We start from the raw sequence: 16,335 nt of genomic DNA on the forward strand, positions 1-16,335 counted from the left end.
CCCGCCCTTCCCCCCCGTTGGCCTTTTGTGGGGGCTTGGGGTGGTCTTTTGGCCCCTCCTCTTGTTCCCTCCCCTCCCACCCCGAGGAGGTCTGCCCTTGCGGGCACAGGCGCTTCGTCAGGCGTTGACGCAGGTGTTGCCGAACGAGGGGTTCAGCAGCGCGATCACGTTGACGGTGTTGCCGCAGACGTTGACCGGGACGTGCACCGGGACCTGGAGCACGTTGCCGGACAGGACGCCCGGGGAGCCGACGGCCTTGCCGTCCGCCGCCGCGTCGGCCATGGCGGGGGAGGCGGCACCGGCGGCCATCAGAACGCCGGCGGCCAGCACCACTGCCTTCTTGTACGTCATTTGTTTTCGTTTCCTTCCCGCAGAGGTCTATCCGCTGCAGAAATAACAACGAGTGGGTCCGGGAAAAGAAACCGGGTATTTCGGCGCGCCTCCGGCCAATTCACTCAGATGCCTGTGCGCCCTGAATTACTGCCGGATTTTTCGGGTTGCCCCGGATCGCTTCGGGGTCCTTATTCGGGTCCCGACATGCGGCGGGGCCGCCGCGACCCGAAGGTGCGACGGCCCCACTGGTGCGGTGCTGTGTCAGCTGGCGCGGCGCTGTCAGCTGCCGGCGGAGGCGTTGCCGGACAGGACCGGGATGTTGCTGAGGATGTGCGAGAGAGCCTCGTCGCCCTTGGCCTGGGTGGAGTTCTCGGTGCACTGCTGGTTCTGCGGGCTGGACAGGACCGGGATGTCCTGGACGCCGACGTTGACCAGAGCCAGCACGGACTGCACGTTGGCCTTGGCGGGCAGGGCGATGCAGGGCTTGTTGAACGAGCCCTGGATGAGCGCCATCTGCGGGCTCATGTTGCCGTACGTGGCCTGGTTGCCGTAGATCTGCGAGGCCCCGTTGCCGTTCACGGTGTTGATGCCGTGGTCGTTGCCGATGGCCATGGCCTGCGGGGCCATGGCGGCACCCAGACCGACGAACGAGGCGGCAACCGCTGCGCCGGCCGCAAACTTCTTGATCATGATGGTCCCTTTTTTGCAGGATTGCCCGGTACTCAAGCACTCGGATCAACGGCGCTACCGCGGTTTGGGTTGCGTGTCTTCACTCGGATGCCGAAGTTTCGGACTGCACGGTTGACGTCAGGCGTTGACGCAGGTGTTGCCGAACGCGGGGTTCAGCAGGGCGATCACGTTCACGGTGTTGCCGCACACGTTCACCGGGACGTCGACCGGTACCTGGAGCAGGTTGCCGCTCAGGACGCCGGGGGACTCGCCGGTGAAGCCGTTCGCCGTCGCGCCGTCGCCGCCGTGCGCGGAGGCGAGGCCCGCGCCGCCCATCAGCAGCGCCGCGCTCGCGACCGCCAGGGTGGTGCCGCGCACCAGCCTCTTCTTCATCTCCGTTTTTCCTTTCGGTTCGAACAATGGTGCAACCCATAACGACTCGCCCGTCCCCAGGGTGCGTGCTATCGCCCAAAAGGCCGTATGAGCGAGTCCGGCGTGATTTCCCTCCTGATTTCTGACAAAGTTCACTCCTGTTTTGTCCCCTTGATCGAAAATGGAGACAGGGTCATGGGTTCCTCCCGCAGAATCCTCGGCACGCTCGGTCTGCTGTCCTGCCTCACACTTTCGGTGAACGTGCCCTTTGCCGGTGCGGCTGCCGGTGCCGCCGCCCCGCCGGGTGCGCGGAGTCCGCTGGTCAAGGAAGCGCCCCGGGTTCCGTTCACCCAGCGTTACCAAGCCGTGCAGCACGGCGGCCTGGTCCGGGCCTCGAACTCGTCCATCGGATGCCGCAAGGAGGAGTCCGAGCAGGCCGAGCCGTGTGCTGCGGTCAACAAGGGTGCGGCCGGGACCAACGGCGACTACGAGATGTTCTACGACGAGGTCGACAAGGACCCGGACACCTACAACTCCACCCGGGCCGAGCTCAAGGTCCCGGCGGGCGCGAAGGTCTCGTACGCCCGGCTGTACTGGGGCGGGAACCTGCGGGTCGGCGAGCAGAAGCCGCCGGAGGACAACGGCCGGGTGCTCGTCGCCGAGCCGGGCGGCGCGTACAAGGAGGTGCTGGCCGACACGGCGATCGGGCACCGCAGCGACGCGGCCGGCGATGCCTACCAGGCCTCCGCCGACGTGACCCCGCTGGTCCGCAAGGGCGGCGCCGGGATGTGGACGGTGGCCCAGCTGAACATCGCCATGGGGCACTCGGACGCGGGAGCCTGGGGCGGCTGGACGCTGGTGGTGGCCTACGAGCACCCGCAGGAGCCGGTGCGCAGGGTCTCGATCTGGGACGGCTTCGAAGGGCTGGCCGCGGGGGCCGGCGAGGCGGCGGGCGAGACGGTGGAGCTCACCGGTCTGGATGCCGCGCCCGGGGCGCAGGGGCGGGCCGGGGTGGTCGCGTACGACGGGGACCGCGGAACGCTCGGGGATTCACTCACGGTGACCGCCGACAGCGGGCGCCGGATCAGTCTCAGTGACGGAGAAAATCCTTTTAATGATGTTATGAATTCCACGATCACGGAATTCGGAGATCACTCGTTCGTGCGACAGCCCGAACATATGAATAACCTCGGATATGACGCGGACGTGTTCGATCTGAGCCCCGCCCTGTCCGGTGGCGCCCGCAGCCTGACCTTCGGGTTCACGGGCGAAAAGCAGGGTCATTTCCTCGGTGTGCTCTTCGTTCAGACAGACGCGCGCCGCTGAACGCAGGAGACCACTCCACGTGCCGACGCAGCCTTCCTCACCCTCACCCTCACCTTCCCCCTCTCCTGACCGGCCTCCGGCCGTCCTCCACCTCGTCCAGCCGGTCGAGGGAGGGGTCGCCCGTGTGGTCGTCGACCTCGTACGCGCCCAGTCCGCGGCCGGCCTGCGGACCTACGTCGGCTGCCCGCGCGGCGGACAGCTCGCGGACGCCGCCCGCGAGGCCGGGGCCGAGGTGCTCACCTGGCGTGCCGGGCGGGCGCCCGGACCGGGCCTGGCCGCCGAAGTGCTCGGCGCGCGCCGCCTGATCGGACGCGTCCGGCCCGACCTCCTGCACGCCCACAGCGCCAAGGCCGGACTCGCCGGGCGGCTCGCCGTGCGCGGGGCCGTTCCGACCGTCTTCCAGCCGCACGCCTGGTCCTTCGACGCCGTGGGCGGGGCCACCGCCGCGCTCGCGCTGCGCTGGGAGCGCTTCGGGGCCCGTTGGGCCGACCGGGTGCTCTGCGTCAGCGAGGCCGAACGCCGCACCGGCGAGTCCGAGGGGATCGCCGCCCGCTGGTCGGTGGTCCGCAACGGCGTCGACCTCACCCACTTCCGCCCCGGCGGCCCGGACCCCGCCCAGGACAAGGCCCGGGCGCGCGCCGAACTTCCGCTGCCCGCCGCCTTCCAGGGCGACGGGCCGCTCGCCGTCTGCGTCGGCCGGCTCTGCCAGCAGAAGGGGCAGGACGTCCTGCTGCGTGCCTGGCCGGAGCTGCTCGGAGCCGTTCCCGGGGCCCGTCTCGTGCTCGTCGGGGACGGTCCCGACATGGAACGGCTGCGCCGCGGGGCACCGCCCTCGGTCCACTTCGCGGGGGCCGCCTTCGACATCCGGCCGTGGCTTCGGGCCGCCGATCTCGTTGTACTGCCGTCGCGGTGGGAAGGCATGGCGCTCGCCCCGCTCGAAGCCATGGCCTGTGGCCGCCCGGTCCTGGTCTCCGACGTCAGTGGTGCCAGGGAGAGCCTCCCGCCCGGCCAGGGACGGCTGTGCCTGGTGGAACCGGAGGACCCGACGGCGCTGGCCAAGGCCCTGGGCGGGCTGCTCGCCGAGCCGCGGCTGCTCGCCGCACTCGGGGAGCAGGCGGAGCGGCACGCGCGGATGGAATTCGACGTGCGGCGCACCACGGACGCGGTCACCGGTCTGTATCACGAACTGCTGGGCAGGCCCCGGCCCTTGAACCAGGAGCGCATCAGCCGATGACGATGGACAGCGCACCCGCCCGGCACACCGGGCAGGACGGCACGGGGCCCGCCGGCGGTATCACCGGCATCACAGGCATCACAGGCATCACCGGTACGACCAGGACCACGAACACGGGCACCACCACGAACACGAACACGAGCACGAGCACCACCACGAGCACCGCCGGCGCCGCCGCCGTGCGCCGTTCCGTGACCGCCATCCACCCCCCGCGCGGGCCCAAGGCCGACCGTGCCCGGGCCGCCGTCCGGCCCGAGCGGGTGCGCCGCCGGGACGGGATCGTCCCGCTGCTGGCCGCCGACGCGTTCGCCGCAGCGGCGACGGTGGCGGCGCTGCCCGGAGCGGAGCTGCCCCTCGGGGCGGCCGCTCCCCTCGCCCTGGCCCTGGTCGCGCTGCACGCGCAGGCCGGGCTGTACCGGCCGCGGCTCGCCCCCTCCGCGCTCCTCGAACTGCCCGCGCTCGCCGGGCGGGCCGCCGCGCTGTGGTGCGGGGCCGCCGCCGTGCTGGCCGCCACCGCCCCGGGTGACGCCCTGGGCTGGAGCGCGCTGCTCGGCGCCGTCTGCGTCCAGGTCGTCCTGGCGTGCGCGGCGCGCGGAGCCGTCAACCAGCTCCGCCGTCGCACCCGCGCCCGCCGCCCCGCCTCCGCCCTGGTCGTCGGACCCGGCGCCGGGGCGAGCGCGGTGGCCGCGGCCCTGCACGGGCGCCCCGAGTACGGCCTGCGCCCCGTCGGGCTCGCGGACACCGGGCCCGCCGAGGAGGCGGCGGCGGGAGTGCCCGTACTCGCCACCCACGAGGACATCCGGCGGGCCGTCATCCAGAACTCCGTCCGGCACGCCGTCTTCACCCGCCCGCCCGAGGCCGACGAACGCACCGCCTCCCTGGTCCGGCTCTTCCACGACCACGGGTGCCGGCTCTGGCTCGCCGACCCGGCGGGCACCGCCAAGGTCACCGGGATGCGCGTGGCGCAGCCCGCCGACCAGCTGTGGGGGTACGCCGTCCAGCCGCTGCTGCCGCGTCCGGCCCGGCCGGTCGAGCGGTACGCGAAGCGGGTCATCGACTCCTCGCTCGCCGCGATCGCCCTGCTCGCCGCCGCGCCCGTGATGGGCGTCTGCGCGCTCGCCGTACGGATCTCCGACGGGCCGGGGGTGATCTTCCGGCAGGAGCGGGTCGGCCTCTACGGACGCCCCTTCACCCTGCTGAAGTTCCGCACCCTGCGCGCCGACGCCCACGAGTCCGCCACCCGCTGGACGGTGGCCGGAGACTGCCGGATGAGCCCGATCGGCTCCTTCCTGCGCAAGTCCTCGCTGGACGAGCTGCCGCAGCTGTGGAACGTGGTCCGGGGCGATATGAGCCTGGTGGGTCCGCGCCCCGAACGGCCGTTCTTCGTGGCCAAGTTCAGCAGCGTGCACCCGGGGTACGAGGCCCGGCACCGGATGCCCGTCGGCATCACCGGCCTCGCCCAGATCAACGGGCTCCGCGGGGACACCTCCATCGAGGACCGGGCCCGCTTCGACAACCACTACATCGACACCTGGTCGCTGTGGCAGGACCTGTGGATCCTGGCCCGCACCGCGGCCTCCTTCTTCCGCTTCCGGCTGGGGGGCAGCTAAAGCATGAGCCTTGCCGCACCGACGTCACCGACGTCGTGGTCCCGCCCGGACACCGTGAGTCTGCTGCGCCGGCACTGGCCGCTGCTGCCGCTCGCCGCGACCGTACTGGCCCTCCTGATCCCCGTCCCGGCGGGTGACGCCTCCGCCTCGGGGAAGGTCGGTCCGGCCGACGCCGCCTCGCTGCTGCTCGTGTTCGTCTGCGGGATCCAGGCCCTGCGGGGCCGGGTCCGGCCGCTGAGCCCGCTGGGGGTGCTCGTCCTCGGCCTGCCGGCCGTCGGGCTGGCCGTCTCGACGGTGACCGCGGGGGACCCGTACGCGGCCCTGCCCGGCTTCGTGCGCTACCTCCAGGTGTTCGTGCTGGTCCCGGCGGCGATCGTGCTGCTGGTGCGGGACGCCTCGGAGTTCCGGCTGGCCGCGGGGTGCTTCGTGGTGCTGGCGCTGGTTCAGGGAGCGGTGGGCGTGGTGCAGTTCGCCACTCACACCGGAGCCTCGTACCAGGGCGAGGACATCCGCGCCGTGGGCACCTTCGGACCCGGTGACGTCATGGGCATGGCCACGGTCGTGGCCTACGGCCTGGTGGTCGCGACGGCCTGTGCGCTCGCGCCGGGGCTGCCGGCGAAGGTCCGGCGGGCCTCGGGGGCGGCGGCGCTGGTCCTGGTGCTCCCGCTGGTGCTGTCCTTCAGCCGGGGCGCGTGGATCGCGACCTTCGCCGCGGCCGGGCTGGTGATGGCCCTGGCCGGGATCCGGCGGGCCCTGAAGGTCCTGCTCGCGCTGGCCGCCGCCGGGGTGGTGCTCGTCGGCGGGTTCGGCGTCGGCTCCGCGATGGTCGCGGAGCGGCTGACCTCGATCACGCAGGTGTCCGACGCCCCCGACCAGTCGGTCACCGACCGCTACACGATGTGGGCCGCGGCCGGGTCGATGTGGCGCGAGCGGCCCGCCGTGGGAGTGGGGCTCAAGGGCTTCCCGGCCAACCGGGACGCGCACTCCGGACTGGCCCTGTCCTCCGGCAGCGACACCGCGGGCGCGGGCCAGGGGTACATCCGCCAGCCGCTGCTGTCCCCGCACAACATGTACCTGCTGGTGCTGAGCGAGCAGGGGCTGACCGGCCTCATCGCCCTGGCGGGCGGCTGGCTGGCCCTGCTCGTGGCGGGCCTGCGGAGGTGCCTGGCAGGGCCCTCCGCGGTGCGGGACTGCGGACTGGTCGCGATCGGCCTGCTCGTGTGGCAGCTCACCGACTTCCTCTACGCGGACATCGGGGGCCCGTCGACCGTCCTGACCGGAGTGATCATCGGCCTGGCGGCCTGGTGGGCGCTTCCCTCCGGGGGCGGGACGGGTGAGCTCGCCTCCGGTCGTGGGCCGGGCGCGCCTGCCCGGGCCGCGACCCCTGAGGGTGCGGCCGGCCGGTGACGGATACGACGCCCTGGCGGCTGCGGGCCGTCCGCCGCACCCGCCCGTCCCGCCCGTGGCCCCCGGCTCCGCCGGTGCGCCGTCCACGGGCCCGGCCGAGGCCGCGGGCCGGGTGGCCGCGCCGGGGCTGGTGCCCGCGGGGTCCGGGGCCGTCGCGTCCGGGGCCTTCGGGACCGGGCTCCCGGGGAGCGCGTCCCTGGACGTGGAGCCGCTCACCGCCGGAGCGGTGCGCGGGTCCGTGGCGACCGGGACCGGTCGGGACCCGGGCGCCGCTGCGTCGGGCGGGTCCGTACGGGCCGGGGCCGGCCGGGACCCGGGCACCGACGTGGCCGGCGGGTCCGTACGGACCGGGACCCGTCGGGGCGCGGTTGCCGATGCGGGCCGCGGGGCGGTCGGCGGCGGGCGCCGGAGCGGCGACGGGAAGGCCCCGGCCGACGGGGCCCGGTCGGGGAGCGGCGGGGCGCTCGCCAAGGCGGCCGCCGTGACCGCCGGGCTGACCGCCGCCGGGGCGGTGTTCGGGCTGGTCCGCGACCAGACCATCGCGCACCTCTTCGGAGCCGGGCACGACAGTGACGCCTTCCTCATCGCGTGGACCGTCCCCGAGATGGCCTCGACGCTGCTCATCGAGGACGCCATGGCCCTGCTGATGGTGCCCGCCTTCAGTCACGCCCTGGCCCGCCGGGCCGCCAGCAGGGCCGGGCTCACCCGGCAGGAGGCCCGCGCGCAGGATCCCGTACGGCTGCTCGTGGGGGCCACGCTGCCCCGGCTGCTGGTGCTCCTGGCCGCCGTGGCCTCCGTGCTCATCGTCGCCGCGCCGCTCGTCGTGGGCGTGCTCGCGCCGGGGCTGCCCGACCCCGGGCTCGCCGTCGAATGCACCCGGATGACCGCCCTGACCGTGCTGTCCTTCGGGATCGCCGGCTACTTCAGCGCCGCCCTCAGGGCGCACCGCTCCTTCGTGCCGCCCGCCGCCATCTACGTGTCGTACAACGTCGGCATCATCGGGACCATGGTCGCCCTGCACGCCCTGTGGGGGGTGCGCGCCGCCGCCGCCGGAGTGGCCGCCGGCGGGGTCCTGATGGTCCTGGTCCAACTGCCCGCCTTCATCCGCAACGTGGGCTTCGGGCCACCCCGCGCCAAGGGCGCCCCGCGCAGCCAGCGCGACCGGGACCGGCCGACCTTGATCGCCTTCGGGGTGATCGCCCCGGTGATCTTCTTCGCCGTGTTCCGGCAGTCCCAGGTCCTCGTCGAGCGGTTCCTCGCCGCCTCGCTGCCGCCCGGCGCCATCTCGCACCTCAACTACGCCCAAAAAGTCGCGCAGATGCCGATGGTGCTCTCCCTCATGATCTGCACGGTCACCTTCCCCGTCGTCGCCCAGGCCATGGCCGGCGGGGAGCGGGAGAAGGCCCGCCGGCGGGTCGAGCAGGACCTCGCGCTCGCCTCGCTCGCCGTCCTCATGGGCACCGCGCTCGTCATCGGGTACGCCCCCCAGATCATCCAAGTCCTCTTCGAGCGCGGGGCGTTCACCCACGCCGACACCGAGGCCACCGCCTCCGTGATGCGGGTCTACGGCCTCGGCCTGCTCGGCCACTGCCTCGTCGGGGCGCTCTCGCGGCCCTTCTTCTCCACCGCCCGGCCCACCTGGTTCCCGGCCCTCGCCATGGGCTCCGGACTCCTCGTCAACATCGTCGCCGGAGCCTTCGCCGTCGGCTGGTGGGGGATCTACGGGATCGCCGCCGCCAACGCCGCCGGCATCTCCACCACCGCCGCGCTGCTGCTCACCGGCCTCGGCTCGCGGATCATCGCCATCCAGGTCCGCCGGGTCGCCATCAGCATCGGCCGGCTCTCCGTCGCGGCCCTCGCCGCCTGCGCCACCGGCTGGATCGCCGGTCCCATGATCCCCGATCCGCTGGTCAGCGCCGCCCTCGGCTGCCTGCTGGTCCCGGCCATGTTCGGGGCCACCGGCATGGCCATACGGGCCCTGGAAGTCACCGCCCTGCCGGGCCAGCTCGCCCAGCTCACCGCTCACCTCACCGACCGGCTCACCCAGCTCACCCAGAGGTTCCGCAATGTCCGCTGACACCGAAACGGCGCGCCCCGCCGCGGCGGCCCCCGCCCGCCGCTCCGGCTGGCCGTGGGTCCTGATGTACCACTCCGTCGCCGAGTTCACCGATCCCGCCGAGGACCCGTACGGCATCACCGTCACCCCGTACGCGCTGGAGGCCCAGCTGCTGTGGCTGCGCTCCCGGGGACTGCGCGGGGTATCAGTCGGCGAACTGCTGCGCGCCCGCGCCGCCGGGCGCGGCGCCGGGCTGGTCGGGCTGACCTTCGACGACGGCTACACCGACTTCCTGACCCGCGCACTGCCGCTGCTGCGCCGCTACGACTGCACCGCCACCCTCTTCGTGCTGCCCGGGCGGCTCGGCGTGGACAACGTCTGGGACCCGCTGGGGCCCCGCAAGCCCCTGCTCACCGCCGAGGGCATCCGCGAAGTCGCCGCCGCCGGGCAGGAGATCGGCTCGCACGGGCTGCTCCACCAGGACCTCACCGCGGCCCCCGACGACGTACTGCAGCAGGAGCTGCGCGGCAGCCGCGAGCTGATCCGGGAGCTGACCGGGACGCTGCCCGCCGGATTCTGCTACCCGTACGGGCACCTCGACGCCCGGGTCGTCGCCGCGACCCGGGACGCCGGGTACGGCTACGCCTGCGCCATCGACCCCGGCCGCCTCGCCGGACCCCACGCGCTGCCCCGTACGCACATCAGCCAGGCCGACGGCGGCCCGCGGCTGCGGATCAAGCAGGTGCGCCACCAGGTGCGGGAGCTGCGCAGGGCGGTGCACCTGTGAGCCCCGGGAAGGTGCTGCACGTCATCACGGGACTCGGCGTCGGCGGTGCCGAGCAGCAACTGCGGCTGCTGCTGCGGCACATGCCGATGCGCTGCGACGTCCTGACGCTGACCAACCCCGGCCCGGTCGCGGAGGGGCTGCGCGCGGACGGGGTCCGCGTCGTCCACCTCGGAATGCGCGGCAACCGCGACCTGGGCGCGGTGCCCAAGCTGGCCACCTTCATCCGGCGGGGCCGCTACGACCTGGTCCACACGCACCTGTACCGGGCCTGCGTGTACGGCCGGCTCGCGGCCCGGATCGCGGGCGTGCGGGTGAGTGTGGCGACCGAACACTCCCTGGGGGCGGGCGAGATCGAGGGCCGGCCGCTCTCGGGCGGGGTACGGGCCCTGTACCTGGCGAGCGAACGGCTGGGCGCGGCCACCGTGGCCGTATCCGACACGGTGGCGGCCCGCCTGGAGGCCTGGGGGGTGCCGGCCGGGCGGGTGCACGTCGTGCCGAACGGGATCGAAGCCGTGCGGTTCCGCTTCGACGAGGGCGTACGGCGGGCCACCCGGACCCGGACCGGACTGCCCGAGCGGGCCTTCGTGGTCGGCGGCGTCGGCCGGCTCGTGCCGGGCAAGCGGTTCGACGTCCTGGTGCGGGCGGTGGCGGCGCTGCCCGGCGCGCACCTGCTGCTCGCCGGGGACGGGCCGGAGCGGGCGGCGCTGCGCCGGCTCGCCGCCGAGCTGGGGGCGCAGAGCCGGATCCACCTGCTGGGGGAGCGGGACCCGCTGGGCGACAGCACGGACGGGCGGACCCCCGGGATCCCGGCGCTGCTCGCGGCGATGGACGTGTTCGTGTCCCCCTCGCGCGAGGAGGCCTTCGGGCTGGCGGTGATCGAGGCGCTGGCGGCGGGCCTGCCGGTGCTGCACGTCACCTGCCCGGCGATCGACGACCTGCCCGCGGCGCAGGCGCCGGGGGCGCGGCGGATCGGCACCGGCACGGAGGAACTCGTCGCGGCCCTGCGGGGGCACATGGAGGCCGGCGCCAAGCGGCTGCCGCCGCCCGGGGTGGTGCGGCGCTACGACATCGCCCGGAGCGCGGAGCAGCTGCTGCACGTGTACGACCACGCGATGGCCGCTCCGGCGGCCGGGTCCCGGAGGGCGGTGACGCTGCCCGCTCCCGGCCGGGGCCCCCGGGGTGCCGACCCGGCGGGTCCGGGTGCGGCGCCGTTGCCGGGGACCAGTCCCCGGACCCCTGCTCCTCAAACGCCGGAGGGGCTGAGTTTTCCGCCGGAGGGGCTGAGTTTGCCGGCGGCATCGGCTGATCCGACCCCGTAGGGGCCCGCACCGGGTCCCGAAGCAAGTACTCGTCCACCAGGAAAGAGGTACGCACATGGCGGACAACGCCGACCAGAAGAAGTCCACCCACCGGCGCCGGGTACGGCTGCTGCCGCCCCCCGCGTGGTGGCCGCTGCCCGCCGCCGCGCTGCTGGGGCTCGGCGCGGGCGGGGCGTACGGGGTGCTCAAGGCACCGGAGTACGCCGCCACCAGCTACGTCGTCGCGGTCCCCGACGACACCACCGAGCCGGCCACGGCCCTCGGCTTCGCCCAGGCCTACGCCCGCATCGCCACCAGCAGTTCGACCCTCGCGTACGCCCAGCCCCGCGCGGGCATCGGCGTGCAGAAGCTGCGGACCCAGGTCCGCGCCGAGACCTCCCCCGAGTCCCCGATGATCGCCATCACCGGGACCGCGAAGAGCGCGGGCGAAGCCGCCGACATCGCCAACGCGGTCGCCGACGCCCTGTCGCTGAGCAGCAACCAGGCCGCCAAGAACACCGGCGTGCAGCTGCTCCTCTTCAACCAGGCCGTCGCGCCCAGCGACCCCGCCTCCGCGTCCCCCGCCCTCAGCGGGGCCGTCGGCCTGTGCGCCGGCGGGCTGCTGGGCGGGCTGTGGCTGCTGGCCCGGCCCACCGCCGCCCGGCGGCGCGGCGAGGGTCCCGCCGCGGAGAGCATCACGGAGACCACCGCGGAGACCGTCGAGGAGTACGCCTCGCTGCCCGCGCAGGGCGAGCCCGCCGCGGCCAAGGAGAAGGAGTCGGTGCGATGACCACCGGCTCCGCCGGGGCCCTGTCGGTGACGCTGTGCCGCGATCCCCGGCAGTTCGCCGCGCTGGAGGAGCCGTGGAACCGGCTCGTCCGCGGCTGTCCCACCGCCACTCCGTTCCAGAGCCATGCCTGGCTGCACTCCTGGTGGCTGTCCTACGGCAAGGACGGCCGGCTCCGCATCGTCCTGGTGCGGCGCGGGGAGGAGCTGGTCGGCGCGGCCGCGCTGATGCTCGTCCACCGGCCGCTGCCGCTGCTCGTGCCCCTCGGCGGGGGCATCACCGACTACTTCGACGTGCTCGTGGCCGCGGACCATGCCGACCAGGTCGTCCCGGCCCTGGCCAACGGTCTGCACCGGGCCGCCCGGGGCGCCGTCGTCGACCTGCGCGAGGTGCGGCCCGGGGCCGCCGCCGAGGCGGTGTTCGCGGCCTGGCCCGGGATCGGCAGCAAGCTCACCGACTCCACCTGCATGGAGCTGCCGTCCATGCCCTTCGACGAGCTGGTCAAGCGGATGCCGGCCTCCGGCGCCCAGCGGGTGCGGGCCAAGCTCCGCAAGACCGACGCGGCGGGGATCGAGGAGCACGAGGTCACCGAGCAGGAAGTGCCGCGCGCGGTACGGACCTTGCTGCGGTTGCACGAGAAGCAGTGGCGCGGCCGCGGGGTGACCCCCGAACACCTCAAGCCCCGCTTCGCCGAACACCTGACCCGGGCCACGCGGCGGATGGTGCGCGCGGGGGAGGGGCGGCTGGCCGAGTTCCGGCTCGACGGGAAGGTGGTGGCCGCCAACCTCACTCTGCTCTCGGGCTCGCTCAGCGGCGGATACCTCTACGGCGCCGATCCCGACCTGCGCGACCGGAAGGTGGACGTGGCCACGCTGCTGCTGCGCTACGAGACCACCCGCGCGCTCGCCGAAGGCCGCCCGGTGGTCAGCTTCCTGCGCGGCAACGAACCGTACAAGAACCACTGGCGGCCGCGGACGGTGGTCAACCAGCGCTTCCTGCTGGCCACGACCGCGCTCGCGCCCCTGCTGCGGCTGCACGAGTCGCAGGTGACGGGGCGCGAGCGGGCGGTGGACGTACTGCGGGAGGCGTTGCCGGCCGCCAGGGACTGGCGGGCGCGGCTCAACGAACTGCGGGTCCGATGACCCGAACGCTCCGCCTAGAAGGGCCAGAAGCCGGTCTCCTTGCCCCAGTCGACCTTGATGCAGACCGACTGCTTGCCGACCAGCTTGGAGAGCCATTCGCCGAAGTTGATCGGCACGCACCACTCCGTGCTGTTGACGGGCGGGGTCGTCGGCTTGGGCGGCTGGGAGGGCTCGGGGTCGGGCTTCGGCACGACCGGCGAGGGTACCGGGGACGGGACCTCGGGGCTCGGCTTGGGCACGACCGGGCTGGGGCTCGGGACCTCCGGGCTGACCTCGGGGCTCGGGACCACGGGACTCGGCTCGACGGGGCTCGGGACCAGCGGGCTGGGCACGACCGGGCTGGGCACGACCGGGCTGGGGACGGCCGGGCTGGGCTCGACCGGGACCTCCGGGCTCGGGATCACGGGCGAGGGCGTCGGCACGACGGGGCTCGGGGCGACCGGGCTCGGGACCTCCGGGCTGGGCTCGACCGGGCTCGGGGCGACGGGGCTCGGGACCAGCGGGCTGGGTTCGGCCGGGCTGGGCTCGACGGGGCTCGGGGTGACCGGGCTCGGGGCGACCGGGCTCGGGACCTCCGGGCTGGGGAGCACGACCGGCGGGGTGACGACCGGCGGGGTGACGACCGGCGTCGGGATCTCCGGCGTGGGGACCTGCGGGGTCGGAATGACCGGCGTGGGCACCACGGGGGTCGGGACGACCGGAGTCGGGATGACCGGGTCGGGCCGCTGCGGGGTCAGCGCCTCGCGGAAGACCTTCGTCGAGGCCGGGTTCTGCTTGCACTGCCAGACGCCGTGCGGGCAGTAGTCGGTGATGGTGTGGTAGAGCGGCTTCTGCTTCTCGATCCACTGCAGCATGCGCCGCACGTACTCCGGGTTGTCCCCGTTGCGGAACAGCCCCCACTCCGGGTACGAGATCTCTTTGCCGTGTGCTCGCGCGAAGTCGACGTGCTGCTGGAGCCCGTACGGCTGGCTGATCTGGTCGTCGAAGGTCCGTCCGGGACCCTGGTCGTACGAATCCATCCCGACGATGTCGACCACGTCGTCGCCCGGGTAGCACTTGGTCCAGCCGATCGCGTCCGTGCCGCGGTTCGGGGTGAAATCGAACTTGAACTTCTGGCCGGGCACGGAGCGCATCGTGTTGACGACGCGCTTCCAGTAGGCCTTCCAGTTCTCCGGGTCGGGTCCGCAGCGGTGGGTGTACGTGGTGCCGTTCATCTCCCAGCCGAGCACGATCACCGTGTCCGGGACGCCCAGCGCCACCAGCCGTTCGGCGAGCTTCTTGAAGTGCCGGTCGTACTGGCCCTCCGCGCCCGCCCGGATCAGCTGGGCCACCTGGCGGTCGGGGACCCGGTCCTCGTTCCGCTCCTGCATGGGCACGTTGAGGACGAACAGGCGGTCGGTCCGCTGGCGGCGCCACTGCGCCCAGTCGTCCAGGAAGCTGACGTTGCCCTCGATGCCGGCCCACTGGTCACCGGGCAGATAGGTGTGCCCGACCCGGATCTCCTTGCCGCCCAGCCAGTTCGACAGGAACGGGATGCGGGCCACGCCGGGGGGCCCGTAGTCGAGGTAGGCACCCATGGCGATGTCGGAGTGAGAGTTCTGCTCCTCGGGGGCCGCGAGGGCGGCCCCGGTGGCGAGCAGTCCGGCCGTCACCGTTCCGATGCAGGTGCTCGCCAGTCGGCGGCGTGGTCTGGGCATGGCGTCTCCCGAGCTTTCCTGAATCGGTGTGCTTACCAAAGACGTTAGGCATCACATCTGACGAATGGCCTGTCCGGTGACCTCTGCATAGGCCATTCGCACCTGCGCACTCTCCCCGCTTGGTCCGACTAGGTGAAAGACACCGTTCCCATGCACGCGCATCCCAGCCAAGTGCCCGCAGTTCTGCTCAGACTCGATCGGAATCCGTTCCACCACGGAACCCTCGGCGCCGTCAGATCCCTTGGGCGCGCGGGTGTGGAGGTCCATGCCGTCGTCGAGGCCGGGGGAGGTCCCATGGGGCGTTCGCGCTACCTGCGTGCCGTGCATCCCGGACCGTCCGGCGGACTCGACCCCGAGGCGCCCGAAGCGCTGCTGGAGTGCCTGACCGGGGTCTCCGAGCAGATCGGCCGCCCTGCGGTGCTCATCGCCATGGACGACCTCAGCGCGATCGCGGTGTCACGGGTGGCCCCGATGCTGACGGACCGTTTCCGGATCCCCCATCAGCCCGACGACCTGCCCGCGCGGGTGGCCGACAAGGCCGAGCTGTCACGGCTCTGCGCCCGGTGGGACGTACCGCACCCGGAGACCGTGATCCCGGCGAGCGGGTCCGAGGCGGCGGATGCCGCGTGGCGGCTGGGGCTTCCGGTGATCGCCAAGTGGAGCCGGCCGTGGCTGCTGCCCTCCGGCACGGGCCTGCGCAGCACCACCCTGCTCCACGCGGCCGCCGAGGCGCGGCGGCTGTACGAGCGCTCGGACGAGGCGGGGAGCCGACTGCTGCTCCAGCGGTTCCTGCCGGCCGGGCCGGACACCGACTGGTTCTTCCACGGCGCGTTCGCCCGGGGCGGGCGTCCGCTGATCACCGGGTCGGGGCGCAAGGAGATGTCCTGGCCGGTGCGGACGGGGCTGACGGCGGTCGGGCGCTGGCTGCCGGATCCGGCGGTGGAGGAGGCGGGTCTGCGGCTCGCCGAGCGGCTCGGCTACCAGGGGATCCTGGACCTGGACTTCCGCCGGGACGAGCAGGGCGTCTTCCGCCTGGTGGACTTCAACCCGCGTCCGGGGGCGCAGTTCAGGCTCTTCACGGACGCGGGCGGCCTGGACGTGGTCCAGGCGATGTACCTGGACCTGACGGGCCAGCGGGTCCCGGAGCCGTCCGGCGGACCGGGCCGGGTGTTCGTGGCGGAGAACTACGCCCTGCTCGCGGCGGTGCGCGGCCGCTCGCTCCCGCGCCGTCCCCCGGCTCCGCCCCCCGGGGCGGCCGCCGCGGCCGCCCCCGCGCGCCGGGGCCGGGAGCGGGGGCAGGTGGAGGCGGCGTGGTTCGCGGGCGACGACCCGATGCCGTTCCTGGCGATGCTCGCCGCCTTCCTGGGCCGGGGTGCGTTCAAGGGCTTGCGGGTGCTGCGCGGGGTCCCCGAGCAGGGCCGCCGGACGGCCCGGGCGGTGGTCCGGGCCCCGCACCAGCGGGGCCGGGAGCTGCCCCCGCCCGCCGCGGCCGGGGCCCCCCGGGTGTCCGCCCGGTCCTGCCCCCCGCCCCCCCCCCCCCAAGCCCCAGGGGAGACAAACCAACCCCTGACACAGTGGCACGGTGCCACGGTGGACTCCTAAGAAAGGGTAGACGAA

Annotated in this window: 14 protein-coding genes; 10 read left to right on the top strand and 4 right to left on the bottom strand. The window is 73.6% G+C overall.

Annotation, left to right across the window (positions count from 1 at the left end):
• Positions 1–117: 117 nt before the first annotated feature.
• The 3 genes from ACFRU2_RS27485 to ACFRU2_RS27495 all read right to left on the bottom strand — a co-directional run bounded on the left by ACFRU2_RS27485 (position 118) and on the right by ACFRU2_RS27495 (position 1,395).
• Positions 118–351, bottom strand: a complete 234-nt coding sequence (locus ACFRU2_RS27485) for a chaplin (protein WP_382976740.1) — start codon at positions 349–351, stop codon at positions 118–120.
• Between the two features lie 261 nt (positions 352–612).
• Positions 613–1,023, bottom strand: a complete 411-nt coding sequence (locus ACFRU2_RS27490; RefSeq protein ID WP_112451357.1) for a rodlin — start codon at positions 1,021–1,023, stop codon at positions 613–615.
• 117 nt (positions 1,024–1,140) lie between these two features.
• Entirely contained in the window at positions 1,141–1,395 is a 255-nt protein-coding gene (locus tag ACFRU2_RS27495) for a chaplin (RefSeq protein ID WP_382976742.1), read from the bottom strand.
• A 174-nt stretch (positions 1,396–1,569) separates the two neighbouring features.
• On the opposite strand from ACFRU2_RS27495, the gene ACFRU2_RS27500 reads away from it, so the two are divergent.
• The 9 genes from ACFRU2_RS27500 (at position 1,570) to ACFRU2_RS27540 (ending at position 13,021) form a co-directional block, all read left to right on the top strand.
• Positions 1,570–2,700, top strand: coding sequence for a DUF3344 domain-containing protein (locus ACFRU2_RS27500; RefSeq protein WP_382976744.1), 1,131 nt, complete (start codon positions 1,570–1,572; stop codon positions 2,698–2,700).
• 19 nt (positions 2,701–2,719) lie between these two features.
• Positions 2,720–3,934, top strand: a complete 1,215-nt coding sequence (locus ACFRU2_RS27505; RefSeq protein ID WP_382976746.1) for a glycosyltransferase — start codon at positions 2,720–2,722, stop codon at positions 3,932–3,934.
• Positions 3,931–5,544, top strand: coding sequence for an exopolysaccharide biosynthesis polyprenyl glycosylphosphotransferase (locus ACFRU2_RS27510; protein WP_382976748.1), 1,614 nt, complete (start codon positions 3,931–3,933; stop codon positions 5,542–5,544). Before ACFRU2_RS27505 ends, ACFRU2_RS27510 begins: the two co-directional genes overlap by 4 nt.
• Positions 5,545–5,547: 3 nt before the next feature.
• Complete coding sequence (locus ACFRU2_RS27515; protein ID WP_382976751.1) at positions 5,548–6,951, top strand: O-antigen ligase family protein; 1,404 nt, start codon at positions 5,548–5,550, stop codon at positions 6,949–6,951.
• Positions 6,952–7,276: 325 nt separating this feature from the next.
• Entirely contained in the window at positions 7,277–9,028 is a 1,752-nt protein-coding gene (gene murJ, locus ACFRU2_RS27520) for a murein biosynthesis integral membrane protein MurJ (RefSeq protein ID WP_382976843.1), read from the top strand.
• The gene (locus ACFRU2_RS27525; protein WP_382976754.1) at positions 9,018–9,794 is read left to right on the top strand and encodes a polysaccharide deacetylase family protein; all 777 of its coding nucleotides are present in this window, start codon (positions 9,018–9,020) and stop codon (positions 9,792–9,794) included. Before murJ ends, ACFRU2_RS27525 begins: the two co-directional genes overlap by 11 nt.
• Positions 9,791–11,113, top strand: a complete 1,323-nt coding sequence (locus ACFRU2_RS27530; protein WP_382976756.1) for a glycosyltransferase — start codon at positions 9,791–9,793, stop codon at positions 11,111–11,113. Before ACFRU2_RS27525 ends, ACFRU2_RS27530 begins: the two co-directional genes overlap by 4 nt.
• Before the next feature lie 55 nt (positions 11,114–11,168).
• A complete protein-coding gene (locus ACFRU2_RS27535; protein WP_382976757.1) occupies positions 11,169–11,882 on the top strand; it encodes a lipopolysaccharide biosynthesis protein in 714 nt (237 codons plus the stop codon).
• Positions 11,879–13,021, top strand: a complete 1,143-nt coding sequence (locus ACFRU2_RS27540; protein ID WP_382976759.1) for a GNAT family N-acetyltransferase — start codon at positions 11,879–11,881, stop codon at positions 13,019–13,021. The genes ACFRU2_RS27535 and ACFRU2_RS27540 overlap by 4 nt, the downstream gene beginning before the upstream one ends.
• 14 nt (positions 13,022–13,035) lie before the next feature.
• On the opposite strand, the gene ACFRU2_RS27545 is transcribed toward ACFRU2_RS27540, so the two are convergent.
• The gene (locus tag ACFRU2_RS27545; RefSeq protein ID WP_382976761.1) at positions 13,036–14,718 is read right to left on the bottom strand and encodes a glycosyl hydrolase; all 1,683 of its coding nucleotides are present in this window, start codon (positions 14,716–14,718) and stop codon (positions 13,036–13,038) included.
• Between the two features lie 294 nt (positions 14,719–15,012).
• Between ACFRU2_RS27545 and ACFRU2_RS27550 the strand changes: the two genes are divergently transcribed.
• Positions 15,013–16,320 carry an ATP-grasp domain-containing protein gene (locus tag ACFRU2_RS27550; RefSeq protein WP_382976764.1) on the top strand — a complete coding sequence of 436 codons (1,308 nt, stop codon included), beginning with the start codon at positions 15,013–15,015 and terminating at the stop codon, positions 16,318–16,320.
• The last annotated feature ends 15 nt before the right edge of the window (positions 16,321–16,335 follow it).

The organism is Streptomyces sp. NPDC056883, from assembly GCF_042788835.1.
In the GTDB taxonomy this organism is placed as follows: Bacteria; Actinomycetota; Actinomycetes; order Streptomycetales; family Streptomycetaceae; genus Streptomyces; species Streptomyces stoeckheimensis.

Coding starts and splice junctions, on each gene's coding strand:
- ACFRU2_RS27485 (WP_382976740.1), bottom strand. CDS start 351: ATGACGTACAAGAAGGCAGTGGTGCTGGCCGCCGGCGTTCTGATGGCC.
- ACFRU2_RS27490 (WP_112451357.1), bottom strand. CDS start 1,023: ATGATCAAGAAGTTTGCGGCCGGCGCAGCGGTTGCCGCCTCGTTCGTC.
- ACFRU2_RS27495 (WP_382976742.1), bottom strand. CDS start 1,395: ATGAAGAAGAGGCTGGTGCGCGGCACCACCCTGGCGGTCGCGAGCGCG.
- ACFRU2_RS27500 (WP_382976744.1), top strand. CDS start 1,570: ATGGGTTCCTCCCGCAGAATCCTCGGCACGCTCGGTCTGCTGTCCTGC.
- ACFRU2_RS27510 (WP_382976748.1), top strand. CDS start 3,931: ATGACGATGGACAGCGCACCCGCCCGGCACACCGGGCAGGACGGCACG.
- ACFRU2_RS27515 (WP_382976751.1), top strand. CDS start 5,548: ATGAGCCTTGCCGCACCGACGTCACCGACGTCGTGGTCCCGCCCGGAC.
- ACFRU2_RS27525 (WP_382976754.1), top strand. CDS start 9,018: ATGTCCGCTGACACCGAAACGGCGCGCCCCGCCGCGGCGGCCCCCGCC.
- ACFRU2_RS27535 (WP_382976757.1), top strand. CDS start 11,169: ATGGCGGACAACGCCGACCAGAAGAAGTCCACCCACCGGCGCCGGGTA.
- ACFRU2_RS27540 (WP_382976759.1), top strand. CDS start 11,879: ATGACCACCGGCTCCGCCGGGGCCCTGTCGGTGACGCTGTGCCGCGAT.
- ACFRU2_RS27545 (WP_382976761.1), bottom strand. CDS start 14,718: ATGCCCAGACCACGCCGCCGACTGGCGAGCACCTGCATCGGAACGGTG.
- ACFRU2_RS27550 (WP_382976764.1), top strand. CDS start 15,013: ATGGGGCGTTCGCGCTACCTGCGTGCCGTGCATCCCGGACCGTCCGGC.